Genomic DNA, 24,518 nt, shown 5'->3' on the forward strand with positions numbered 1-24,518 from the left:
AGATCGCTGGGTGTCAATGGGAATCGTTGGGCAACGTGAGCCAACAATTCCTTGTAAAACAAAGGCTTGCTTGGGTGTTCTTGGCAACCTTGGGCATCCCTGGGCAGCCAATTATTTTCCAATACAAAACCGACTAAAAATCACTCCCAGCAGATCATCACTGGAGAACGCCCCCGTGATGCTGTTCAACGCCTCCTGCGCCAGCCGCAGCTCCTCGGCAAACAAGTCCAGCGACTGCGCCCGCTGATCCGCATGCTCGGCCGCCGTGGCCAGATGCTCGCGGGCCGCGCGCAATGCCGCGAGATGGCGTTCGCGCGCCAGATAAAGGCCTTCGCCGCCACCTTGCCAGCCGGCAATTTCCAGCAACGCGGTGCGCAGCAGTTCGATGCCCACGCCGTCGCGCGCCGACAGCCACACCTCCGGCGGCTCGGCATCGACGCGGCCCGCGACGGCAACACCGGTCAGATCGATCTTGTTGACCACGCGCAGCGTCGGTACACCGGCCGGCACGTGCTCCGCAATGCGGGCGTCGATGGCGGTGTCTTCGGCGGACAGGCCGTTGGCACGGTAGTCCGCTGCGTCCAGCAGGTGAAGCACGACATCAGCATGCGCGATGGCGGCCCAGGTGCGTTCGATGCCGATGCGCTCGACTTCGTCTTGCGTGTCGCGCAGGCCGGCCGTATCGACGATGTTCAGCGGGATGCCTTCGATCTGGATGGTCTGCTGCACCTTATCGCGCGTGGTGCCGGCAATCGGTGTGACGATGGCCAGCTCCGCGCCGGCCAGCGCGTTGAGCAGCGAGGATTTACCGACGTTCGGCTGCCCGGCCAGCACCACGTGCAGGCCCTCGCGAAGCAGCGCGCCCTGGCGTGCCTGGGCCAGCACGCCATCAAGCCGTGTACGGATGTCGGCAAGCTGGCCGCGCGCATCGGCGGCCTCCAGGAAGTCAATCTCCTCTTCGGGGAAATCCAGGGTCGCTTCCACCAGCATGCGCAGATGGATCACGCGCTCGACCAGCGCATGTACGGCTTGCGAGAACGCGCCGTCGAGCGAGCGTGCCGCAGAGCGTGCCGCCGCCTCGGTACTCGCCTCGATCAGGTCGGCCACGGCCTCGGCCTGCGCTAGATCCATCTTGTCGTTGAGGAAGGCGCGGCGCGTGAATTCGCCCGGTTCGGCCACGCGCAGGCCGATCTCGCGGCCCGCCGCCAAGCAGCGTTGCAGCAGCAGTTGCATCACCACCGGGCCGCCGTGGCCCTGCAGTTCGAGCACGTCTTCGCCGGTGTACGAATGCGGTGCCGGAAACCACAGCGCGATGCCTCGATCAATGGCGTTGCCGTCGGCGTCGAGGAAGGGCAGATAGGTGGCTTGGCGTGACGTCAGCAGTCGGCCGCACACCGCCTGCATGACCACGCGCACGTCAGGCCCCGACACGCGAACGACGCCGATGCCGCCTCGCCCAGGCGCGGTGGCAATCGCCGCGATGGGAATCGTGCGAGTGACGGGGCGTGGGGCGCTGGAAACGTTCGGCAAGGTTGTGGGGTGGTCGGCGGCAGTCATGGGCGGTATTGTGCGGCAGCCGCGTATCTGCGCGCCAGTTTCCAATGAAGGAGATTCGGATGATCGATCACACCGGCGTTGTCGTTAGCGACTTCGCGGCCAGCAAACGGTTCTATCAACAGGCGCTGGGCGCCATTGGCCTCGGCAAGGTGCTGGAATTTCCGGCCGCAGTAACGGGCCACACCGACGTGGCCGGCTTTGGCCCGCCGGGCAGGGCGGAGTTCTGGATCTCGGCGGCGACGGCCGGGCAGGGGCCGAATAAACCGCCGCTGCAGGTGGCTTTTCGCGTCGAGTCGCGAGCCGAGGTGGAGGCGTTCCACGCTGCGGCGATGGCCGCCGGTGGTACCGACAACGGCACACCAGGCCTGCGCCCGCACTATCACCCAAAGTACTATGGCGCGTTTGTGCATGACCCGGACGGCCACAACATCGAGGCGGTCTGTCACGCTCCGGAATAAGTTTGCGGCATGAAAAAAAGGGCACCCGAAGGTGCCCTTTTTGCTGAAGCGCGTTCGCCTTACTTGGCGGGCGCAGCCTTCTTGTTGGTGCCCAGCATCCGGTTGATCGACCATTGCTGCGCAATCGACAGCACGTTGTTGACCACCCAGTACAGCACCAGGCCGGCCGGGAAGAAGAAGAACATGACCGAGAACGCAATCGGCATGAACATCATCACCTTGGCCTGCACGGGGTCCGGCGGGGTCGGGTTCAGGCGGGTCTGCACGAACATCGACACAGCCATCAGGATCGGCAGGATGTAGAACGGGTCCGGCGCGGACAGGTCATGTACCCAGCCCAGCCACGGCGCGCCGCGCATTTCCGCAGACGAGAGCAGTGCCCAGTACAGCGCCATGAACACCGGGATCTGGATCACGATCGGCAGGCAGCCGCCGAGCGGGTTGACCTTCTCGGTGCGGTACAGCGTCATCATCTCCTGGTTCATCTTCTGCGGATCGCCCTTGTGGCGCTCGCGGATGGCCGTCATGCGCGGCTGCAGATCCTTCATCTTGGCCATCGAACGGTAGCTCGTGGCCGACAGCGGGAAGAACACCAGCTTGATCAGCACCGTCAGCGCAACGATCGACCAGCCCCAGTTGCCCAGCAGCGCGTGGAGTTTCTCCAGCAGCCAGAACAGCGGCTTGGCGATGATGGTCAGCCAGCCGTAGTCTTTCACTAGCTCCAGGCCCGGGGTGATGCCTTCAAGCATGCGCTCTTCCTGCGGGCCGGCGAACAGGCGTGCCGTGGCCGACACGCTCGCGCCCGGCGCCACCGTGCCCAGCGGCTCCTGCATACCGACGCGATAGAAGTTGGTGTCGATGCGATCGACGTAGAACTCACGCTTGGCGTTGGCCGCCGGAATCCATGCCGAGGCGAAGTAGTGCTGCACCATCGCCACCCAGCCGCTGTCGGTCGGGGTCGGCACGTGCGCCTTGCCCTTGTCGATGTCGGCGAAAGTGATCTTGTGATAGTGATCGGTGTCGGTGTAGACGGCCGGGCCCGTGAACGTGCTGTAGAAGCGCGATTGCTCCACCGCGCCGCCGTCGCGGGCCAGTTCCATGTACAGCGTCGGGTTGATCGGCGCCGTGCCGTCGTTGGTCACGTCGAAGCGCGTGTCGATCACGTAGCTGCCGCGCTTGAAGACATACGTCTTGGCGAGCTTGGCGCCGCCCTTGTCGGCCGTGAGCGTGATGGAAACGTCATTGCCCGTACCCAGATCACGCGGGCCGGCCGATGCAGTGAACGCCGTCGTGTGGTTCGGGAAATCACCGCCGATGATGCCCGAGCGCGCCAAGTAGGTGCGCTCGATGGTGCGGTCGAACAGCACCATCGGGTTGCCGTCGTGATCCTTCTGGTTGAGCAGTTCCAGCTTGCTCACGATGGCGCCGGCCGTGTCAATGGTGGCGCGCAGCACATCGGTCGTGACGACGATCTTTTCCGAGGCCGGGGCCTGCGAAGCTGCACCCGTGGCCGGAGCGCCCTGCGTGCCTGCGGCTGAGGCGGTGGTGGCAGCCTGGGGCACGTCACCTGCGGGCGTGCTGCCCGGCGTCGCGGCCGGGGTCGTGGCCGTCTGCGGCGTCGGGAAGAACATCGACTGGTGGCCATTCGCGCGTTGCCAGTTGTCGAACAGCAGGACAACCGCCAGCGAGAAGATCACCCAGAGAATGGTGCGTTTGATATCCATGTCGGATTACGGTCTGGGAAGGTGAATCGACGGCCGCGCAGCCGGGGTGTCGGCTGCGGTCGCGTCGGTCGATGCGGAATCGGTGGAGCGGGGCGCAGCGTCGCCGGCGGCGGGCGGCACAGGATCATACCCGCCTTGTGCGAACGGATGGCAGCGGCACAGGCGTTTTGCCGCAAGATAACTGCCAACCGCCGGCCCATGCGTGAGCACGGCGTCGCGCGCGTAGTCGGAGCAGGTGGGCAGGAAGCGGCATTGCGCGCCGACGAAGGGGCTGAATGCCACCTTGTACACGCGCAGCAGGAACAGCAGCACGCGCGTCATGACGTGCCCCCGGCGGCAGGTGTGGAAGATGCGGGCGCGGCCCCGGGCGGTGTCGGTAACGGGCGCGTGGCAATCTCGAACAGGTGGGAAAGCTCTTCGCGGCAGATGCGCTTGAAGGCAGCCATGGTGGGCACGTCTTCACGCGGGAACTTGGCCTGCAGACGGATCAGTACATCGCGTCCGCCCAGAGCGGGCTGCCGCAGGCGGAACAGCTCGCGGCACTGCCGCTTGATGAGATTGCGCTCGACAGCGCGGCGGGCGAACTTCTTGCCGATCACCACGCCAAGACGCGCCTGCGGGTGCCCGTTGGCGCGTACGTACAGCACAAAGTGACGACTACGCCGGACAGGCCGCAAAGCAAAAACGGATGAGAACTCATCCGTTTTTGTCAGCCTTGCGGCCTTGGGGTAGGCGTACGGGCCCATCGCCAGCGTGCCGCAGGAGCCATGGGCAACGGCTGTCAGCCGCCACCCGGGCGCGGCAGTCTTAGATGGCCAGGCGCTTACGGCCCTTGGCGCGGCGTGCGTTCAGCACGGCACGGCCACCACGGGTCTTCATGCGGACACGGAAACCGTGGGTGCGCTTGCGACGGGTAACGGAAGGTTGATAGGTACGCTTCATGATGCACTCTCTTGTTAATGGGTGGTGCGGACGTTGCCGCACGCGCCGGGCTAGGGTTCGTCTGTCCGAGCCTGGTGTCGATTCACTAGGAGAAATCGCCCACGCAGACCGCCGTGCGCTGTGTTGTTCAGGTCGAGGGCGTCACCGGAAAGATGGGCGCCGAGGGTATCGGGCCCGCCGGATCAGGTGCCATGGGAGGACCCCCAGGCGCCACGTCTGACGCGAACAAGCGTGCGCTCCCCTGCCGCGCATCGCAGAACCCGCCATTTAAGCGATATCTGCCGCATCTGTCAAGCCCGCTCGGCTGGGGATAAATCTGGCCCGCCGAGAAAAATCCACCCGGCAGCGAGTTGTCCCCAGCGCCTTGTGCGGCGTGGATCGTTTCGATGAAAGCCTTGTCGGTACTGGGTTTGCTGGCGATGTGAAAAATCGGTTGTCCACCGCTACTCACAGTGGGCCCACAGGTTATCCACAGACTTATCCTTTGTGGATAACTTTGGGCTGGGGGTACAATCCCGTTCCAATAACGAAAGCCACCCGGTTTCTGGCCTGTGCCAGGGGCCCGGCGGCCGGCCCGCCCGGGGGCGTCGGCATGACGCGCGCGGCGCCGGTCAAACACCTAACGATAACGATGCAGGATTTCTGGCATGCGGCATCAGCTCAGCTCGAGAGTGAGCTGACGCCGCAACAATTCAAGACGTGGATCAAGCCGCTGACGCCGCTGTCATTCGACGAGCAGGCGTGCGCGCTGCGGATTGCCGCGCCCAACCGTTTCAAGCTCGACTGGGTCAAAAGCCAGTTCTCGGGCCGTATTCAGTCGCTCGCGTGCGATTACTGGGAGATGCAGGTCGACGTGCAGTTCGTGCTCGACCCGACCGCCGGCCAGCGGCAGGCGGCCCTGCAGCCGGCGCTGGCGCCTGTGCCGATGCAGCCTCTGGCGGCGCAATCGATTCAACCAACGCAGGCTGTGCCGGCAATGTCCGCGCCGAACGGCATCGCGCGCGATACAGCGGTCGCGCGCCCGGCCCCCGCGATGTACCGTGACGCCGCGCTCGCCACGGCCAGCCACGCCGCGGCCGACATCGACGTGCCCGTGATGGACGCCGCCGAAGCCAGCGCGCAGTCGTACCGCATGCCGCCGCCGGCCTCGCCCGCAGCGATGCCGAGCCTGACCGGCCTGGCCACGCCCCCGCAGGCGCCGGTGGACGACACCGTGCACGAGCGCTCGCGCCTGAACCCGATCCTCACGTTCGACAACTTCGTCACCGGTAAGGCCAACCAGCTGGCGCGCGCGGCGGCCATCCAGGTTGCCAATAATCCGGGCAAGTCGTACAACCCGCTGTACCTATACGGCGGCGTGGGGCTGGGCAAGACGCACTTGATCCATGCCATCGGCAATTTCATGCTGATGGAGAATCCGCGCGCACGCATCCGTTACATTCACGCAGAACAGTACGTTTCCGACGTAGTGAAGGCTTACCAGCGCAAGGCGTTTGACGATTTCAAGCGCTACTACCACTCGCTGGATCTGCTGCTGATCGATGATATTCAGTTCTTCTCGGGCAAGAACCGCACGCAGGAAGAATTCTTCTACGCGTTCGAGGCGCTGATCGCCAACCGCGCGCAGGTCATCATCACCAGCGATACGTACCCGAAGGAGATCACCGGCATCGATGACCGCCTGATCTCGCGCTTCGATTCCGGCCTGACGGTGGCCATTGAGCCACCCGAGTTGGAAATGCGCGTCGCGATTCTGATGAAGAAGGCGCAGGCCGAGAGCGTGACCGTGCCGGAAGAGGTGGCCTTCTTCGTGGCCAAGCACCTGCGCTCGAATGTGCGCGAGCTGGAAGGCGCGTTGCGCAAAATCCTGGCGTACTCGAACTTCCATGGCAAGGAGATCACCATCGAGGTCACGCGCGAGGCGCTCAAGGATCTGCTGACGGTGCAGAACCGCCAGATTTCGGTCGAGAACATTCAGAAGACCTGCGCGGATTTCTACAACATCAAGGTCGCGGACATGTACTCCAAGAAGCGGCCGGCCAATATCGCGCGCCCGCGTCAGATCGCCATGTATCTGGCCAAGGAGCTCACGCAGAAGAGCCTGCCGGAAATTGGCGAACTCTTCGGTGGGCGCGACCACACCACCGTGCTGCACGCCGTGCGCAAGATCGCCGATGAGCGCAGCAAGGACGCCCAGCTCAACCACGAACTGCACGTGCTGGAGCAAACACTCAAGGGTTGATGTGCCGGCGTGCCGCCAACCCGCATGGCGGCGCCATCTGCCCCGAATTTGCCGCATGCAAACGCCCGCTCGAACGCGGGCGTCTTTTCATGCACAATAGACATATTTGCCGCGCGCGCGACGCTATCCAGCGCTCCCTTCTTTGCGGTATAATTTGTGATTAACCCCTTGATTTACAACAACTTTGGGGTTAATCGCGAATGCTCCTGCAGGCACACGCCATGAGGGGCGCGCGCGGTGTCACCTCAAACTGCAAGGATCGCCTTCATGCAATTGGTCAAAACCTCGCGAGACAACCTGCTGCGTCCGCTGCAAATCGTGAGCGGCATCGTGGAACGCCGACACACGCTGCCCATCCTGGCCAATCTGCTGATCCGCAAGACTGGTGAACGGGTCTCCTTCCTGTCCACCGACATCGAAATCCAGATCACCACGCACGCCGATTGCGGCGCCGGCGCCGGCGACGTGGCCACCACCGTGGCTGCCCGCAAGCTGGTCGACATCCTGCGTGCCATGCCTGACGGCGAAGTCGCCCTCACGCTCAACGACAAGCGCATGACGGTGCAATCCGGCAAGAGCCGCTTTGCCCTGCAGACGTTGGCCGCCGAAGAATTCCCCACGGTGGCCGAAGCGTCTGACTTCGGCGCGCGCATCACCGTGCCGCAGAAGACGCTCAAGCATCTGCTGGCGATGGTGCACTTCGCGATGGCCCAGCAAGACATCCGTTACTACCTGAACGGCATGCTGCTGGTGGTGGACGGCAAGCAGGTCATGGCAGTCGCCACCGATGGCCACCGCCTGGCCTACTGCGGCGTCGAAACCGGCGAGCAACCGGCAGGTGCTGGCGGCCGTCACGAAGTCATCATCCCGCGCAAGACCATCCTCGAACTGCAGCGCCTGCTGGAAGACGTGGACGATCCCGTCTCCGTGCAGTTGGCCTCGAACCAGGTCAAGTTCACCTTCGGCAACATCGAGCTGATCTCCAAGCTGGTCGAAGGCAAGTTCCCGGATTTCCAGCGCGTGATCCCCAAGGGTTACCGCAACAGCTTCACGATCGACCGTACATTCCTGCAGAGCGCACTGCAACGCACGGCCATCCTGACCACCGACAAATTCAAGGGCGTGCGCTGCATGCTCGACACTAACGTCCTGAAGATCAGCTCCACCAACGCTGATCAGGAAGAAGCGCAGGAAGAACTCGAAATCGATTACCAGGGCGACGCGCTGGATATCGGCTTCAACGTCACCTACCTGCTGGACGTGCTGGCCAACCTCAAGGCCGAAAAGGTGCAGGTGAGCCTGGGCGACTCCAACTCGAGCGCGCTCATCACCCTGCCCGACGACGACACCTTCAAGTACGTCGTCATGCCGATGCGCATTTGACGAGGCTTATTCCTACAAGCCACGCGAACAACCATCGAGAGCAAGACGAGGGGCTGGATCGAAAAGATCCGCCCCTTCGCCGTTTTTAAGCAACCCCGCTGTGTGCGCTGAGATAACCATTTCCGTGCCCATGGCAGCGAGCAGAACGACATGACCGAACAGCAGAAACCGCAATCCGCACCCGCCGAGGCCAACAGCTATGACGCCGCCTCGATCCAGATCCTGGAAGGCCTGGAGGCGGTACGCAAGCGGCCGGGCATGTACATCGGCGACACCTCGGATGGCACCGGCCTGCACCACCTCGTATTCGAGGTGTTGGACAACTCCATCGATGAGGCGCTGGCCGGGCATTGCACCGAGATTCAGGTCACCATCCACACGGACAACTCCATCTCCGTGATCGACAACGGCCGCGGCATTCCGACCGGCATCAAGTTTGACGACAAGCACGAGCCCAAGCGCAGCGCGACCGAGATCGCCATGACCGAGCTGCACGCCGGCGGCAAGTTCAACCAGAACAGCTACAAGGTGTCGGGCGGCCTGCACGGCGTGGGTGTGTCGTGCGTGAACGGTCTGTCGAAGTGGATGAAGGTGACGGTCCGCCAGGGTGGCAAGGTGCACCACATCGAGTTTGCGCAGGGCATTCCGCAAAACCGCCTGATCGAAACGGTGCAAGCGCCGGACGGCAAGATGGTGGAGGTCTCTCCGCTGCACGTGTCGGGCACGACGGACAAGCGCGGCACCGAAGTGCACTTCCTGGCCGACGAAGAGATCTTCACCAACGTCGAATACCACTACGAGATCCTCTCCAAGCGCATCCGCGAGCTCTCGTTCCTGAACAACGGCGTGCACATCAAGCTGACCGACCAGCGCACCGGCAAGGAAGAAGACTTCGCCTTCTCGGGCGGCGTGAAGGGCTTTGTTGAATACATCAACAAGAACAAGACCGTGCTGCATCCGACCATCTTCACGGCCCAAGGCGAGAAAGACGGCGTGGCCGTGGATGTGTCGATGCAGTGGAACGATGGCTACAACGAGCAGGTGCTCTGCTTCACCAACAACATCCCGCAGCGCGACGGCGGCACCCACCTTACGGGCCTGCGCGCCGCCATGACGCGCGTCATCAACAAATACATCACCGACAACGAGATCGCCAAGAAGGCCAAGGTCGAAACCTCGGGCGACGACATGCGCGAAGGCCTGACTTGCGTGCTCTCCGTCAAGGTGCCCGAGCCCAAGTTCAGCTCGCAGACCAAGGACAAGCTCGTCTCGTCTGAAGTGCGCCTGCCGGTGGAAGACGTGGTGGCCAAGGCGCTGGGCGACTTCCTGCTGGAAACGCCCAACGACGCCAAGATCATCTGCGGCAAGATCGTTGAAGCCGCCCGCGCGCGTGAAGCCGCCCGCAAGGCCCGCGAAATGACGCGCCGCAAGGGCGTGCTCGACGGCATGGGCCTGCCCGGCAAACTGGCCGACTGCCAAGAGAAAGACCCCGCGCTGTCTGAACTCTTCATCGTCGAGGGTGACTCCGCAGGTGGATCGGCCAAGCAAGGCCGCGACCGCAAGTTCCAGGCGATCCTGCCGCTCAAGGGCAAGATCCTGAACGTCGAGCGCGCACGCTTTGACAAGATGCTCTCCAGCCAGGAAGTGCTCACGCTCATCACCGCCCTGGGCACCGGCATTGGTAAGGACGACTACAACCTCGACAAGCTGCGCTACCACCGCATCATCATCATGACCGACGCAGACGTGGACGGCTCGCACATCCGCACGCTGCTGCTCACGTTCTTCTACCGCCAGATGCCCGAGATCATCGAGCGCGGCCACGTGTACATCGCCCAGCCGCCGCTCTACAAGATCAAGCACGGCAAGGAAGAGCGCTACATCAAAGACGACGTCGAGATGGCCGCCTACCTCGTGCGCCAGGCGCTGGACTCCGCGGTGCTGGTGCGTGCCGATGGCACCGAAATTTCGGGCGACGCCCTGGCCGAACTCGCACGCCAATACCAGCTCAGCCGTGGCGTGATCGAGCGCCTGTCTCGCGTGATTGACGCCGACGCCCTGCGCGCCATTGCCGAAGGCGTGGCCCTGGACCTCTCCAGCGAAGCCGCAGCCGAAGCCAGCGCCCGCACGCTCAAGGCCCGCCTGCTGGAAATGCAAGGCAACGCCAGCAACGCCAACGGCGGCGCTACCGCAGACGCCTTCATGCAGTACGACGAGAAGAACGAGAAATACCGCGTCATGGTCGTCCGCCGCCAGCACGGCAACCAGCGCCTGAGCCATATCGACGCCGACTTCGTGGCCGGCGCAGATTACGCAGCGCTCTCCAGCACCGCCCAGACCTTCCAAGGCCTGATTGGCGACGGTGCCAAGGTGCGCCGCGGCACAGGCGACAAGCTGCGCGAGCAGAACGTGACAGACTTCCACGCCGCCATGACGTGGCTGCTGGCCGAAGCCGAGCGCGGCGTGAGCCGCCAGCGCTACAAGGGTCTGGGCGAAATGAACCCCGAGCAGTTGTGGGAAACCACCATGGACGTCACCCAGCGCCGCCTGCTGCGCGTGCAGATTGAAGACGCCATTGCGGCGGACCAGATCTTCACCACGCTGATGGGCGACGACGTGGAGCCGCGCCGGAACTTCATTGAGACGAATGCGTTGGTGGCGCGGAATATTGATGTTTGATCGCTCGTGTAGATGGCCGCATTAGCCACATAAGCTGAAAAAAACAGACCCATAAGTTGAGAGACTTATGGGTCTTGTTTTTTGGCAAGCGGCCCTTGTCCCTAAGCCCCCGGCCCCTCCTGCCGCGGCCCGTCTTCCCGCTCCAGCTCCTGCAGCGCCTGATTCGCTTCTTCCTCGCTCTCAAAGATGTGCGGAGCAACGTCGCGCGCTTCGAGCGCGTGGCCTAGCTTGGCGCGCAGGAAGCCGCTGGTCGTGTAGCGCGTCACGCCCCGGTAAAAGCGATCGACCACGCTTCTGACCATCTCCACGTACTCATCCATCACATCGGGCAGGACGGTGAAGTTGTCGTAATTGACGATGGCGAAGACGCGCTTGCCCAGCGGCTCCATCCAGGAGGCCACCTGCTCGCGGATGCGCTCCACGTCGTCATGGTTCCTGACCGTGAGACCCTCGAAATTGAGGAAGAAATGGTTCGTCTTGGCGTCGTAGCTAAAGCGCGCTTCCAGCGGCAATGCGAGCAGCTCTTCGCGCAGCCCCATGGCGTCGGGTTTGAAGATGCGCGCATCCATCAATCGTGGGGGCACGGGCATGAGCGGCGTGAAGTCCATCCGCGCCAGGATGTCGCGCTGCAAATCCACGCCCGGGGCAATTTCCACCAGCTCGAGCCCCTGCGCCGTCAGCCGGAACACACAACGCTCGGTGATGTACAGCACCGTCTTGCCGCGTGCCGCCGCGTGGCTGCCGCTGAACGTCCGGTGCTCAACCTCCTGCACGAATTTGCGGCTGCCGGAATCTTCAAGGATGCTCAACCGCGCCTGCTCCACCGCAACCTTGATTTGCCCCGCATTGAACGTGCCGACAAATACGACCTTCTTCGCGTTCTGGCTGATGTTGATGAACCCGCCCGCACCGGCCAGCCTGCGGCCGAACTTGCTCACGTTGACGTTGCCCGCGGCATCGGCCTGCGCCAAGCCGAGGAACGCCACGTCCAGCCCGCCGCCATCGTAGAAATCGAACTGGTTGGGCTGATCAATGATGGCCTGCGCATTGCGTGCCGCGCCAAAGTTCAACCCACCAGCCGGCAGGCCGCCGATCACGCCAGGCTCCGCAGTCAGGGTCAGCAGGTCGAGGATCTTCTCTTCATGGGCGACGGCGGCAACGCCCTCCGGCATGCCGATGCCCAGGTTCACCACGCTGTTTGCCTTGAGCTCCAGCGCCGCGCGGCGGGCGATGATCTTGCGCTCGTTCATCGGCATGGGCGTGATGGTGTCCATCGGCACCCGAATCTCGCCTGAAAACGCCGGGTTGTACGGCTCGGCAAAGGTCTGCCAATGGTGCTCCGGCTCCGCCACGACCACGCAATCGACCAGCACGCCGGGAATCTTCACCGCGCGCGGGTTCAGGCTGCCGGCCTCGGCCACGCGCTCCACCTGCACGATGACAAGGCCACCGCTGTTGCGCACCGCCGTGGCAATCGCCAGCCCCTCCAGCGTCAGAGCCTCTCTCTCCATGGTGACGTTGCCGTCGATATCCGCCGTTGTGCCCCGCACGATGCCGACATGAATGGGGAACGCCCTGTAGAAGAGATATTCGCTGCCGTGCAGCACGATCAGATCGACCAGATCTTCGTGCGTGACGGCGTTGATCTTGCCCCCGCCAAAGCGCGGGTCCACAAACGTGCCCAAGCCCACAGAGGTGAGCGTGCCGGGTTTGCCTGCGCCAATGTCTCGAAAGAGATGGCTGATCACGCCTTGCGGCAGGTTGTATGCCTCGATCTGGTTGTCGACCGCCAGATGCTGCAGCTTTGGCACCAACCCCCAGTGCCCGCCGACCACGCGTTTGACCAGCCCCTTGTGACCCAGGTGATTGAGCCCGCGCTCCTTGCCGTCGCCTTGGCCGGCTGCGTACACCAGCGTCAGGTCCCGCAGGGCGCCGGGGTCGTCTGCCGGCGCGCCCTGGTGCGCCAGGAAGCGCCGCTCGATGGCAATGGCAATGGCTTCGGGAAAACCGATGCCGACGAACCCGCCGGTGGCAACCGTGTCGCCGTTGCGAATCAGGCGCACAGCATCGGCCGCTGAAACCACCTTGTTCTTCCTGGGCACGGCGTGGCCCATGAGCGCTGGGTGCAGCATCATCGTGTCTCCCGTTCTTGTGTGGTCTTCAGCGTGTGCGGGCAGCGCCCCGGACGGGCGTTGCTGCGCAGAAACTCGTCAGCCGTGGCGCAAGCCGTTGGTGCCTTGCTGCCGAGCCGGCGAGGCGCTTTAGGGGCGTATGAGTGCAAATACAGCACGAGATGCGCGGTGCGGCAAGGGGCTGGCGTCAATGCCGGGGCTTGTGGGTGCTGCGCTGCACCGCAGCATGGCGACCGTGATCGACCAGACCCGCGGCATGCGCGACCGCTTCATCGGCCGCCTGATCGGCCTTTTGCTGGCGCAGCCGAATCGGTCGAGCAACGCCCCTTGAGGTGCGCACAACAGGCTTGATGGCGCTGCCGAGCGCGGTGTGAGCCGCCTGCGCTATGAGGGCCTGGGCGAAATGAACCCCGGGGCAGTTGTGGGAAACCACCATGGACGTCACCCAGCGCCGCCCGCTGCGCGTGCAAATTGAAGACGCCATTGCGGTGGACCAGATCTTTACGACGCGGATGGGGGTTGACATGGAACCGCGCCGGAACTTCGTAGAGAGCAATGCGTTGGCGGCGCGGAATATTGATGTTTAGTTGAGTTAGTTTTGTGACCCGCAAAAAGCCAACCGTCGTCGGTTGGCCTATTTTTATGTGCTGTCGATTTGCGGGGAGGGGGCAATCGCTATCGATGAGAGAAGGCTGGCGGCCGCAGGTCATTACAACATTTGCGTCGAGTCATATCCATTCTCTCGGGGGGAGGCGGGCCTTGTGGGGAGCGAGTACATTCGATATCAACATTAACAACAGCAGCGGGTCACGAAGTGAAGAAACTAACGAATGTCACGCCTTCCCCCGAGCAGTTCACGATTATCAAGCGGGTTCGTCCTGGATCAGAGCTCATTCGTGGCGCGGCTGGAAGTGGCAAGACAACCACTGCGGTTCTGAAGTTGAAACTAATGCTGCTATGGTTTCTTGCGCGACGTCAGAGGTCCGAAAGTTCAGAGCCCGTTCGGGCGCTCGTGCTAACGTTCAATAAAACGCTTCGGGGGTACATTCAGGAGCTGGTTAGCTCCAATTTGCCTGACGGCAAAATTACCGTCAGCGTAGACACCTTTGCCCACTGGGCAAATACTGCTCTCGGCGGACGCTCAATAGATGACGGAGATGAGTTGGGAAAGCTGGTGCGTGCGCACGCGGAAACCATTGGTCTTCCCCCGGGTTTCCTGCTTGCTGAGTGCGAGTACCTCACCGGTCGATTTCCTCCTGATCGGCTAGACGAGTATTTGGGTTGTCGCCGTGACGGTCGTGGCGCAACTCCCCGTGTTGAGAAAGCTACGAGGGAAGCAATTCTGGACAAGCTGATTCGTCCATATAACGAGTGGAAAGAAAAGAACGGTCGCTTTGATTGGAATGATGTGGCTGTCCTGTTGGCTGCGAAGAAGTACTATAAATACGACATAGTCATTGTTGATGAATCTCAGGATTTTTCCGCAAATCAACTTCGGGCAATAATGTCTCAGCTCGAGGATGAGCACGCTGTTACGTATATTATTGATACTGCTCAAAGAATCTATGCTCGAGGTTTTACCTGGGCTGAAGCTGGAATATTAATTCGCCCAGAATCTAGCCATCGTCTAAGTGTCAACTATAGAAATACGGCTTCTATTGCGAAGTTGGCGAGCAGTCTTATGAAGAACGTGCAGCTTGATGACGATGGGACAGCCCCTTCACTGCTTGATGCTATGGAAGGCGCGGCGACTCCGATTATGCTCAAGGGGCTATTCAGCAATCAAGTGCAATGGGCCATCGACTACATTAAGCGGAATGTTGATCTTTCGAAAGAGTCTGTCGCTTTCCTGCATCCGAAAGGATGGTTTACTCATCTTGAAAAATCTCTTGCCGCAGCGGGCTTGGAGTTTGTCGAGGTAACCCAAAGAAGAGAATGGCCAGAGACGAATGCCAACATTGCGCTATGCACATTGCACTCCGCAAAGGGACTTGATTTTGATCATGTCTTTTTGCTTGGGATCAGCGAGAGTGGATTGCCCGATGGTAGCCACGATGTTGGAGATGAGCGCTTTGAAATGGCCTGCAGGCTATTGGCTATGGCTATCGCACGCGCTCGCACGCAAGTTGTGCTGGGGTACAAGCCTGGCGAAGAGTCGCCCATCCTCGCTCGCCTAGACGGATCTACGTATCAAGAGATCGCAGTATGAGCGCTACTGTACCGTTCGAAGTGGCTCAGGCGCGAGGGATTGATGAGCTATTGCACTTCACGACCAGTAACGGATTTGTCGGTATCATCGCGACCGGCGGACTGTTGTCTCATGCCGCGTTACCCCAGGAGCGTAGGCTTGCCCACATCCTCCAGATCAACAGCAAAGACAGAAGTCGAGATGTCGACTGGCACGGCTATGTGAACTTGTCTATTTCGCGCATCAACGGTACGTTCTTTTCGATCTCAAGCAGCCGCTGGCACGCGGCTAAGGACGTTTACTGGTGCATTCTGAGCTTCGATCCACGCATCATGGATCATCCGGGTGTGCTGTTCTCGACTACTAACAATGCTTATGAGCTGACCGAGCGGGCGCCTGGGGTGGATGGCTTGGAAGCTTTATTTGCGCCGAAGATTCGGCAATTCCAAGCGAAATGGGTGTACCGGAGTCGAGAGACGCCAACGCATCACACTACGTGCCATCAGGCTGAAGTTCTATATCCCAAAGAGGTGCGGCTTGACTATCTGCAGCGGATCTACTTTCCGACAGAGGACATCGCAGACGAAGCAGCTGCGCAACTTGGCTTTTGCGCACCCTCGCTACTGGACCGAGTTGAATTGGTCGTCAAGCCAGAGAAATTTGAGGGGCACGTATGACAACTCATAGCGAGGCACAAGTTCGCCGCTCGGCGCTCTGGGCTGCTTATGGCGACGCAGTAGGCTTTCCAACGGAACTCGTGTCCGAGTCTCAGTTTCGCCGGCGTACTGGACAAGCATCGATCCAACGGACTATTGCCTGGAAGAGGCGAGTCGGCGGGATGTTTGGGCCTGAAGTCCAGTTTCCTACTGGTGCCTACTCTGACGATACGCAGCTTAGACTTTGTACATCGAGAGCCATCCGAGGGGATGGCTTCTTTGATGTAGAGAGCTTTGCAAAGATTGAACTTCCCATCTGGCTCAACTATGCGCTCGGCGCGGGTCGGGGTTCAAAGCTTGCCGCCGCGAATCTAGCACTACGCGATTCAACCTGGTTTCAGAATTTTTATAACACCTCACAGGCGGTCTATTGGCAAGGAGGGGGGAATGGCGCGGCAATGCGTGTCCAGCCACATGTCTGGGCGGCCTCTGAATTGTCGAGCACAAAGTTCATCTCGAATGTCGTGCGTGATGCTGTATGCACTCACGGCCACCCTCGCGCGATTGCGGGAGCCGCTATCCACGCACTTATTCTTGCGTACGTGTTCGATTCGGCTTCGATTCCTTCGCCGTCCCAATGGCTTCACTTTGCTGAAGCGTGTGACTTCGCTTTCGCTTGTCTCACGGAGGAAGATGAGCTGGCGTTATTCTGGTCCCCAAATTGGGAGCGACTCACTGGACAGCCGCTAGCGGAGGCCTTTGCTCAAGTAAAGCATGAGTGGCAGGAATGCGCCGAAGTGGCCGCAAAGCTATGTGACTCACCGCGTGCTAACGAGGAAACATATACGAGCCTTTTGAACCTTCTTGGTGGATATAGTTCTGCGGAACGCGGCTCTGGTTTAAAAACGCCACTTTTTGCTCTCGTGTTGGCTTGGCTCAAACAGGATCGGCGACCCCAACAAGCCATTCTCACGGCAGCAAATGCATTTGGGAGCGATACCGACACGATAGGCACTATGGTTGGAGCCTTACTTGGTGCTATTGCGGATGATGAGCCTGATGAGGAAATTCAGGATGCGGACTACATCAGCGCGGAGGCATCGAGGCTGTTTCATATCAGCCAAGGACGAAGAGAAAAGAGCTTCGAATACCCAGATCCGTTGAGGTGGGCCGCTCCGAAGGCACAGCGAGACGCATTGTTGGTAACTGAAGATGGTCCTTTTCTTGCCGGGCTCGGGCCTGTCGATCCATTCGGGGAAGTCTATGTGTCAGAGAAGGGCACAGAGATGGAATGGCAATGGTGTCGGACGGTGTTTGGGCAAACAATTCTGACCAAGAGAAAACCCGGCATCTTGACGCTTGGTGGCTCCTCAGAAGGCAGGATGAGACATGTAGTGCGAAGGATCGAACTACCGCAGTTGGATTCGCTCTTTCCCGATCCAGAGCTGAGTATTGACGCGATTACACAGGAATGTATCCGATCTTCGTTTGATCCCACTGTGGTAGGTGAGGCGTTGCTTCGTCTGTCTAGTGGGTCTGACGGTGTTGAGCGCGCAATCGCCTTCGCGGCGATTATTGCGAAGGCAAGGATTGCGCGAACTCGCTAGAGCGCAATTTCGATGTAAGGGGTGGTGGTATGGAGCGCTGGCCCTGGGGTGACAAGGAACTTGCTGCGGTAGTGCAGGCATACCTCCATATGGCGTACATGGAGCGAAAGGGGCTTCTATACAGCAAGCGAAAGATCTATCGAGATTTTTCGATGAAGTTCGGTGAACGCTCCATCAAGGCTTTCGAATACCGCATGCAGAATATTTCTGCCGTATTGATGGAGATGGGGTTGCCTTGGGTGCCGGGCCTTCCACCCGCACGTAACGTCGGACCAAATGTTAGATCTCGCATTGCCGCACTTCTAGCTGCGTCGCCTCCTGTTGCCGCCGAGCGAACCAAGCCAGCGCCTGAGTATGAGGCAAAGCTTCCGGCGATCCGCCGCTGGCTAATTCAAGTGGCCAAGATGCGCGGGACAGTGACCTATGGCGACGTCATGAAATCCTTTGGGATAGGGTTCCGAAACATTCTGCGAGCGATGGGGCATCTAGGCCACCAATCCATGGAGCGTAAGGAGCCCATCATCACAGCACTAATTGTCAGTGCCAAGACGGGGCGATGCTCGACGGGCTTCGCTGCAGGGTTTGGGATTGCAGATGACATCGTCGAGCGTGAGCGTTTGTACAGGTACTGGCAGAAAACAGAACCTGAGCCGGACCAGGAACCTCTAGTCGACGCCGACCAGCCTCTCGAGATACGCGCTGCCCGCTTTGCTAGCGTGGAGGTTCGGCCCCAGCAGGCCGCTTTCCGTCGCGATGTGTATATGGCGTATGAGGGGCGGTGTGCTATTAGCAACTGCAACGTTGGAGCAGCGTTGGATGCCGCTCACAAGCACGGGCGAGAATGGCGCAAGGGCAACAATACGGGGGCAGACGGGTATCTACTTCGCAAGGACTTGCACGCGCTGTATGACAACCATCTGCTGAGAATCACGGATAGCGGTGTTGTAGAACTCGAGCCGTCAGTGGGCGAGCACTATCACACTTTTGCAGGAGTCGTCATCAACGCCAAACATAGAGGGGCCGGAGGCGCACGGTAGTTATACGTCAGGCTGCTGGTCCGGCCCCAAAACGTGATGAGACGCGGGGAAAGAAATCGTTGAGAAGTAATTGTCGACGTCCCGAATGATGTGCTCTTGTGTCTCCTCGCGGATCTTGCACTTCTCCGCCCATGCGCGTCCTGGATGCAAGACATCCCACCGCGGTCGCAGACCGTTATACCGCCCCTTGCCGGGATCGTGATTACCGAACCCATCGACCAAAGCGTTCCAAAGCGGAGCAAACTTTGCGATAAGCAGGGACTCGCCTAGAGGAATCCAAATATCGTCGACGACGAGAAAGCGGCAGTGGAAATCCTCGATCTTCAAGTTGCTGGCAAGGTCGACGCTCTCGCCGTGCTCCTTTAAGCGATCGTAGAGCGCCCGGCTGCGAACCTCACCAACTCCGCCGCCTTTCCGTGCTCCTTTTGGGACGGCCTTGCCAACATAGATGGGGGCTTGAAATAGCCCATTGCAGTTGCGTGCGGCAAGCGGCGCATATGGCTTGAAGTCCCCTGTGTAGTAGATGGCGTAGATGCCAACCCCAAAGAACTGCTTCAACTCTCCCAGTGGCTGAGCTTTCTGCTCAAGCATCGCCTCTGCGACGCTGGCGCCCAGGTTCTTCTTATCTAGTGGATTGAAGGGAATGATGTTGCTGGCGGAGCCCGTCATGCAGCGCCTCGTTGTCGTTGTTGGTTATGCATCATCTTGTTCAACTGCACGGTCGCAAGTCGTTCGGCCACACTGCGTGCCACCAAATGCCCCAATGCAACCGGCACGGCGTTCCCCAGTTGCCGCATGGTCTCCGTCCACGACCCGTGAAAGACGAACCCATCAGGGAATGTTTGGACTCGCGCCGATTCGCGAATCGTAAAGTATCGAACCGCCCCGTCTGTATTGACCAGCATGTTCTCGCCGCCTGGAACGCCGTGATCGCCAGCCTTCAGCGTCTTCGCGGGCAAGTCCAGCGGACTTCCTGTGTGGCCCGGGTACACCCGCGCGCCTGCCTGAAAGCGATGGTCAGGAAAATCATTTGCCGCTCGTGATTGCGGATTGGGAAGACCGGCGATTGCGTCACGCACGGTTCTCCATGGCAATTCACTCTGCAGCGGCAGCGATGCGGCCAACCGGCGAACACGTGGCTCAAGACTGGCTGGCAAGGTAGGGCGATTGCGCCGAGCAATGCCATGGCGCTCCCAGTATTTGCCCGTTACCCACTGATCGTGAAGAAGTTGATCGTAGCTATGGGTAGGCCGTGGGAAGCTCCAATCCACTCCTAGATCGGAACGGAAACCAACGATGAAAACACGCTCGCGCTTTTGAGGTACGCCGTAGTTAGCTGCGTTGACGAGTGTCGGGACGACGTTATACGTCAGCTTCCTCCCTCTCTGGCCGCCGCTCGTTTTCTCCGCTTGCAGGCGCAAAAGGTGATCGAACCACTCTTCATTTCGCCGGCGGGGTGACTCGGGAAACTCTAGTTGCAGAAGGATGTACTGGTAGTAGTTCGCGAAGGTCGAGCGTGTTAATCCCTTGACGTTCTCAACGATGAAGGCCTTTGGGCGCAAGGCACGAACGATGTCGACGGTAGCGGGAAACATGTCGCGCGTATCGTCGTGTGCTCGATGCTTCCCGCCCATAGAGAACGGTTGGCACGGCGGCCCGCCCGCAAGCAAATCAATGTCAGTTTCTATTCCTGACCAGTCGAACTTACGCACGTCCCCTTCGTATAGGGGCCAGTCTGCAACGAGGGGGAATCCTCGGCGTTGATTCTCGCGAATCGTGTCGCACGCCCATTTGTCCCACTCCACCACGGCAAGCGGCGTAAACCCCGCGAGACTCACCCCCATCGCGAGTCCGCCGGCGCCCGCGTATAGCTCAACTGCTTTCATTACTCTTCTCCGTGTCGACCAAGAAAGCGTTGATACGTGTCATCAACGCAACCTCGTCCTTCACTTCACATTCCCAAACGATCAACACCTGCCAGCCGAGTTCGGCTAGCTGCTTTTCAACTTTCTTGTCCCGCTGCGCATTGGATTCGAGCTTCGTTTTCCAGAAGTCGAGTCGCGATTTTGGTAGGCGCCCGAGATGGCAGTCATGTCGGTGCCAAAAGCACCCATGGATGAAGATGACTTTCCGTCTGGACCGAAACACGAGGTCTGGGTGTCCTGGCAGATCCCGGGCATGCAGGCGGTACCGAAAACCCATGCGGTGGACGAGTCGTCGTACCGCCAACTCCGGCTTAGTGTCCTTTGCCTTTATTCGCGCCATTCGCTCGCTGCGCTGGCTGGGAGTCAAGGTGTCCATCGACGCTCGCAGGTTGACGATGACGGTCCGATATCACGCCCGGAATTGTAGCGTGCTGGCGACGATTTGATGGTGGCCATAGGGCCTGTCAGAATTTCCGTGTTCAAGGCGCTCCGTCAAATCTCCCGCGTGCCACGACACTGGGGATACGCCACGCAGCCCCAGAATGCGTTGCCAGCGTTGGCGCCTTTCTTGGCGGTTCGCTGCACCATGGCGCTGCCACAGCGGGGGCAGCTTGGCCGCGCTGCCGATGCACCGGCCGGAGTGTCCGCCGATGCCTCAGCCGTCGGCGCTGCCGCTCGAACCTGCTTGATCAGCGCAGTTAGTGCCGGCCCATCGATTAGCTCAACGTTCTTGCCTCCTGCAAATGCCTTGGCATCTTCAGTGAACACTCCCGACGTCACGACAAAACCGCCTGCCGCGCCCTGGGCAGCCATCACGCCATAGAGCTCGCGCACAACGTTGACCGATACCTTGTACGCCTTCCATTGTTTGCATTGAACAAGAAACAGCTCACCGCCTTTCCTGAGCTGCAGGTCGATCCCGCCATCCGCGCCGCCACCTCCGGTTTCTGTCACCGCATAACCACGCATACGGAAGGCCTGCCCAACGAGCATTTCAAACTCGCGCCATGACATCTGCCGTAGCGCGTCGCCGCTTTTGCTCTCGGCGACGTTGCGTGCCAGTTGCTCGCGCTTGCGCTTGCGCTTGCCGAAATAGGAAGCCACCGCACCGCCAAGCAGCGCCATTGGCACGAGGTACTGCGCAAATGAGGCGATCGCTTTGGTCAGTTGTCCAACAACCATGTCGCCCATCTGCCCCGGTGTGATCTGGGTCGGAATGGGGGCAATGGCGTAGCGATGCAGAAAGCCGTAAGCGATGACCGCCAGCACAACGCCCGCCCACCAGGGGAGCAAGCTTGCAAGCTCAAACAGCCCATCAAGAATGTTGTCGTCTTTTCTTCTTGCCATGTCGCCGCCCCTCATTTTGTCGGCTTCATCATAGGACGGGCCTCATCGGCCTGTTCGGCAATTTCGGAAGGCGCAACACATAGACCGGATGAAGCCTTTGAGCCTGTGGTGTCAACAGGAAAACCAAGGCGGCCACGGCGCAACATAAAACTCCAAAATCCAATCCTGATATTCGGATTCCATGCCGCTCCCTCGTCGCTATAATCCTCAACGCCACCGCACCAACGGTGGCCGGGTCTGGCGATCCGACGGCGTAACACTCAAAGAAGACGGACAACTGCTGCAGCGGTTGCGTCCGGATACACTCGCGCAAGCTTTATGGCAGGCCGGGTGGGGAGATCGAAAGATCTGCCGGTTTTCTTTGGGGGCCGGTTCGCCAGCCCCGCCGTCGGGCCTGCCACCCTCGTCTGGCGACGGAGTGGTGAGCCTCCAGCAACCCCAAAGAGGCCATCATGCCAAGCAACCAAAGCGGGAACCGCCCCGCATCCTTCCCATCCCCACCACGCAGCAACTACGAACTCGGCGCAATCGCCGCGCGAGATTTCCTGCTCGACAAGCAACTCACACTGGCCCGTTACCGGCTGTTCCGGCCTTCGGAGCTGCGCGAGGTGCTTGAAAACGATGTCGGCGAGCAGTGCAAGGAATATCGTGCCGGGTTTCTCGATGCCATCGGCGCTTACATTTGCTTGACCCTAGAGGGGAGTCAGCCGGACCCAGCCAACTGGAATCCGCTGGCGGTGATACGGGCACGCAGGCTGTAAGCGGTTCTCAACCTTTCAGATAAGAAAAACCACATCCTTACCCTCTCTCGGAGCCGGGCCGGGGGAGGCCAACCGCTGCTTCGCTTGCAATACAAGCGCCAACGCCTGCAAGACGCGTGCGGCCTGATGCAGCAACCTGCGTTGGTCTGGTGTTGCCGCGCTGCCCGAGTGGTGGGCCGGCGCATCAGATCTGGCCGGCCAAGGGCTGGCTGATTAGGCTCACTGGCATCCGTTCGGAGCAAAAGAAAACGCCCCAGCAAGCCGGGGCGTTCTTGTCATGCCGTCAGGTGCCGGTTCACTGGGCCGGCATCGTCGGGAAGTTGCTGCGCACGAAGCTCGTCACGGCGTCGCCGAGAAGCTTGTGCGTATGCGTGGTCGGATGCAGCGTATCCCAGAACAGATAGGTGTCTGGATTCGTGCATTCAACGCGCGTCGGCCAGCTGTACAGATAGGTCGTGCTGGAGTCCTTATCGATCGTCAGGCAAGACTGCCAGGTGTTGGTGACGCCGTACTTGGTCGGGTTGTTGAACAGGTCGTTGAACATCGTATTGGTGTCGAACATGCCGATCACGAGCGACGGGCCGTAGGTTGCCTGCAGGCTGTCGCGCAATTGCACAAGCTTCTGGTTGAAATCCACGACCTGCGCCGCCACTGTGGCGCCGTTGCTGCGGAACTGGAACACCGGTGCACGCGAGACGTCCGGCAGGTTCAGGAGCAGGATGTTCTTTGCGCCTGCATTGATGAGCTTCTGCAGCGCTTGCTGTTCAACGGAGATGATCGAATCGACCGTGCGGTTGTAGTTGATGATGTCATTGCCGCCCACCAGCACGGTGAACAGCGTGTTCTCCGGCCGGTAGTTCGGCGCGCTCTGCATGTAGGTGATCCACGAATCGACTTGCTGGCTCACGCCTGGGATCACCATGTAGGTGTCCGCCGCCGCACCTGCCACCGCCCAGTTGTACATCGGCAGCAGTGTATTGCCGGCCACGTATTCAACCCACACCTTGTCGTTCGAGAAGTGGCCGAGGAACCAGCTATTACGGTTGGGCACCTGCCATTGCGTGCCGTTGAACAGGTTCTGGTTGTCCGACAGGCTGTCGCCGAATGCGACGATCTTGTTGATGCTCGTCGCCTGGTCTGCCGTGTCGTTGGTCCACACCGTGTAGTTGAGCGAGGCCGAACTGTCGGCCGCCGCAACCATCGCAACCGGGCGGTTGATGCCCGCGTTGGCCAGCGTGCTTTGGCAGACCGACTTCAGCGTGTTCTGCCCGACATCGCTATAGAACATGTTTTCCCAGCTCGTGAGGCCGTCTTTCCACCAGCGGCCGTAGATCCGGTAATAACCGCCGCTGGCCGGGTCGATGCCCCAGGCATAAGTCGCATTCGGCTTGAGCGGCGAAGTGTCGACGCGATAGAAGCAGCGCAGGTAGGTGTACGTGGGGCTGCCAAGTGCATGTGCAGATGTGGCAAAGGACGCGGAAATAACGCAGCAAAGAGATAAAAGAATCCGTCTGATGCTTTTCATGGGTTTTATTTAAAATTTGAGTTGAAGTCTGTATTGCTGAAATTTCGATTGCAGCGATAAAAAATAAACGGATCAATTTGGCTGTTGCTCGTGGCAACGCTATCTGAAGACGGCAGCGCTTTGTTGGGCGTCTTCTCCAATGTGACCTGGGTGCCCGTTGATCTGCTCGACGTACCGGCGCGGTTGATTTGGCTGTGTGCAGCCATTGGCACGCACGGTGGTGCACGTCGACATGCTTTTTGTTTTTGCTGATGGGCACAGCCAAGGTATTCAGGTGCGAGGCGTGTCACACCTGATGCTTTCCCTAATCTAGGAGAATGCCTCTAAATTCGGGCAATCCCGGACATACGGGTGT

20 protein-coding genes and 1 pseudogene are annotated in these 24,518 nt (G+C 60.4%); 10 read left to right on the forward strand and 11 right to left on the reverse strand.

Going from position 1 to position 24,518, the window contains the following annotated elements; genetic code table 11:
• Positions 1–111 precede the first annotated feature (111 nt).
• Positions 112–1,488 (reverse strand): tRNA uridine-5-carboxymethylaminomethyl(34) synthesis GTPase MnmE, encoded by a 1,377-nt coding sequence (gene mnmE, locus B4F51_RS15585; protein WP_414706778.1) that lies wholly within the window; start codon positions 1,486–1,488, stop codon positions 112–114.
• A 128-nt stretch (positions 1,489–1,616) separates the two neighbouring features.
• Here mnmE and B4F51_RS15590 point away from each other — a divergent pair, with 128 nt between their 5' ends.
• Entirely contained in the window at positions 1,617–2,015 is a 399-nt protein-coding gene (locus B4F51_RS15590) for a VOC family protein (RefSeq protein ID WP_296226937.1), read from the forward strand.
• A gap of 59 nt (positions 2,016–2,074) precedes the next feature.
• Here the strand turns inward: B4F51_RS15590 and yidC are convergent, their stop codons facing one another.
• From yidC to rpmH, 4 genes are all read right to left on the reverse strand, one after another.
• Positions 2,075–3,739 (reverse strand): membrane protein insertase YidC, encoded by a 1,665-nt coding sequence (gene yidC, locus B4F51_RS15595; RefSeq protein ID WP_296226942.1) that lies wholly within the window; start codon positions 3,737–3,739, stop codon positions 2,075–2,077.
• 6 nt (positions 3,740–3,745) lie between these two features.
• Positions 3,746–4,060 (reverse strand): membrane protein insertion efficiency factor YidD, encoded by a 315-nt coding sequence (gene yidD / locus B4F51_RS15600; protein WP_296226944.1) that lies wholly within the window; start codon positions 4,058–4,060, stop codon positions 3,746–3,748.
• Positions 4,057–4,485, reverse strand: coding sequence for a ribonuclease P protein component (rnpA, locus tag B4F51_RS15605; RefSeq protein ID WP_296226946.1), 429 nt, complete (start codon positions 4,483–4,485; stop codon positions 4,057–4,059). The genes yidD and rnpA overlap by 4 nt, the downstream gene beginning before the upstream one ends.
• Positions 4,486–4,546: 61 nt before the next feature.
• The gene (gene rpmH, locus B4F51_RS15610) at positions 4,547–4,681 is read right to left on the reverse strand and encodes a 50S ribosomal protein L34 (protein ID WP_003262958.1); all 135 of its coding nucleotides are present in this window, start codon (positions 4,679–4,681) and stop codon (positions 4,547–4,549) included.
• A 631-nt stretch (positions 4,682–5,312) separates the two neighbouring features.
• On the opposite strand from rpmH, the gene dnaA reads away from it, so the two are divergent.
• From dnaA to gyrB, 3 genes are all read left to right on the forward strand, one after another.
• A complete protein-coding gene (gene dnaA, locus B4F51_RS15615) occupies positions 5,313–6,923 on the forward strand; it encodes a chromosomal replication initiator protein DnaA (protein ID WP_296226949.1) in 1,611 nt (536 codons plus the stop codon).
• A gap of 267 nt (positions 6,924–7,190) precedes the next feature.
• Positions 7,191–8,306 (forward strand): DNA polymerase III subunit beta, encoded by a 1,116-nt coding sequence (dnaN, locus tag B4F51_RS15620; RefSeq protein ID WP_296226951.1) that lies wholly within the window; start codon positions 7,191–7,193, stop codon positions 8,304–8,306.
• A gap of 150 nt (positions 8,307–8,456) precedes the next feature.
• On the forward strand, positions 8,457–10,985 hold the full coding sequence (gyrB, locus tag B4F51_RS15625) for a DNA topoisomerase (ATP-hydrolyzing) subunit B (RefSeq protein WP_296226953.1): 2,529 nt from the start codon (positions 8,457–8,459) through the stop codon (positions 10,983–10,985).
• Positions 10,986–11,086: 101 nt separating this feature from the next.
• Here the strand turns inward: gyrB and B4F51_RS15630 are convergent, their stop codons facing one another.
• Complete coding sequence (locus B4F51_RS15630; RefSeq protein ID WP_296226955.1) at positions 11,087–13,120, reverse strand: acyl CoA:acetate/3-ketoacid CoA transferase; 2,034 nt, start codon at positions 13,118–13,120, stop codon at positions 11,087–11,089.
• A 355-nt stretch (positions 13,121–13,475) separates the two neighbouring features.
• Here B4F51_RS15630 and B4F51_RS15635 point away from each other — a divergent pair.
• From B4F51_RS15635 to B4F51_RS15655, 5 genes and pseudogenes are all read left to right on the forward strand, one after another.
• A pseudogene (locus B4F51_RS15635) lies at positions 13,476–13,704 on the forward strand (hypothetical protein); the annotation flags it as partial.
• Positions 13,705–13,931: 227 nt separating this feature from the next.
• Complete coding sequence (locus tag B4F51_RS15640) at positions 13,932–15,326, forward strand: 3'-5' exonuclease (RefSeq protein ID WP_296226957.1); 1,395 nt, start codon at positions 13,932–13,934, stop codon at positions 15,324–15,326.
• On the forward strand, positions 15,323–15,982 hold the full coding sequence (locus B4F51_RS15645) for a DarT ssDNA thymidine ADP-ribosyltransferase family protein (protein WP_296226958.1): 660 nt from the start codon (positions 15,323–15,325) through the stop codon (positions 15,980–15,982). The genes B4F51_RS15640 and B4F51_RS15645 overlap by 4 nt, the downstream gene beginning before the upstream one ends.
• Positions 15,979–17,568: an ADP-ribosylglycohydrolase family protein gene (locus tag B4F51_RS15650; RefSeq protein WP_296226960.1), complete on the forward strand. Its 1,590-nt coding sequence runs from the start codon at positions 15,979–15,981 to the stop codon at positions 17,566–17,568. The genes B4F51_RS15645 and B4F51_RS15650 overlap by 4 nt, the downstream gene beginning before the upstream one ends.
• 29 nt (positions 17,569–17,597) lie before the next feature.
• Positions 17,598–18,605 (forward strand): HNH endonuclease signature motif containing protein, encoded by a 1,008-nt coding sequence (locus B4F51_RS15655; RefSeq protein WP_296226962.1) that lies wholly within the window; start codon positions 17,598–17,600, stop codon positions 18,603–18,605.
• On the opposite strand, the gene B4F51_RS15660 is transcribed toward B4F51_RS15655, so the two are convergent.
• From B4F51_RS15660 to B4F51_RS15675, 4 genes are all read right to left on the reverse strand, one after another.
• Complete coding sequence (locus B4F51_RS15660) at positions 18,606–19,274, reverse strand: Eco29kI family restriction endonuclease (RefSeq protein WP_296226964.1); 669 nt, start codon at positions 19,272–19,274, stop codon at positions 18,606–18,608. It lies immediately after the preceding gene.
• On the reverse strand, positions 19,271–20,491 hold the full coding sequence (locus B4F51_RS15665) for a DNA cytosine methyltransferase (RefSeq protein ID WP_296226966.1): 1,221 nt from the start codon (positions 20,489–20,491) through the stop codon (positions 19,271–19,273). The genes B4F51_RS15660 and B4F51_RS15665 overlap by 4 nt, the downstream gene beginning before the upstream one ends.
• On the reverse strand, positions 20,478–20,906 hold the full coding sequence (locus B4F51_RS15670; RefSeq protein ID WP_296226968.1) for a very short patch repair endonuclease: 429 nt from the start codon (positions 20,904–20,906) through the stop codon (positions 20,478–20,480). The genes B4F51_RS15665 and B4F51_RS15670 overlap by 14 nt, the downstream gene beginning before the upstream one ends.
• Before the next feature lie 116 nt (positions 20,907–21,022).
• Positions 21,023–21,877, reverse strand: a complete 855-nt coding sequence (locus B4F51_RS15675) for a restriction endonuclease (RefSeq protein WP_296226970.1) — start codon at positions 21,875–21,877, stop codon at positions 21,023–21,025.
• Between the two features lie 452 nt (positions 21,878–22,329).
• On the opposite strand from B4F51_RS15675, the gene B4F51_RS15680 reads away from it, so the two are divergent.
• The gene (locus B4F51_RS15680) at positions 22,330–22,638 is read left to right on the forward strand and encodes a hypothetical protein (RefSeq protein ID WP_296226972.1); all 309 of its coding nucleotides are present in this window, start codon (positions 22,330–22,332) and stop codon (positions 22,636–22,638) included.
• A 295-nt stretch (positions 22,639–22,933) separates the two neighbouring features.
• Here B4F51_RS15680 and B4F51_RS15685 read toward each other — a convergent pair whose 3' ends face one another.
• Positions 22,934–24,163, reverse strand: a complete 1,230-nt coding sequence (locus tag B4F51_RS15685) for an SGNH/GDSL hydrolase family protein (protein ID WP_296226974.1) — start codon at positions 24,161–24,163, stop codon at positions 22,934–22,936.
• Positions 24,164–24,518: the final 355 nt, after the last annotated feature.

Origin of the sequence: Ralstonia sp. UBA689 (genome assembly GCF_002298975.1) — a bacterium.
In the GTDB taxonomy this organism is placed as follows: Bacteria; Pseudomonadota; Gammaproteobacteria; order Burkholderiales; family Burkholderiaceae; genus Ralstonia.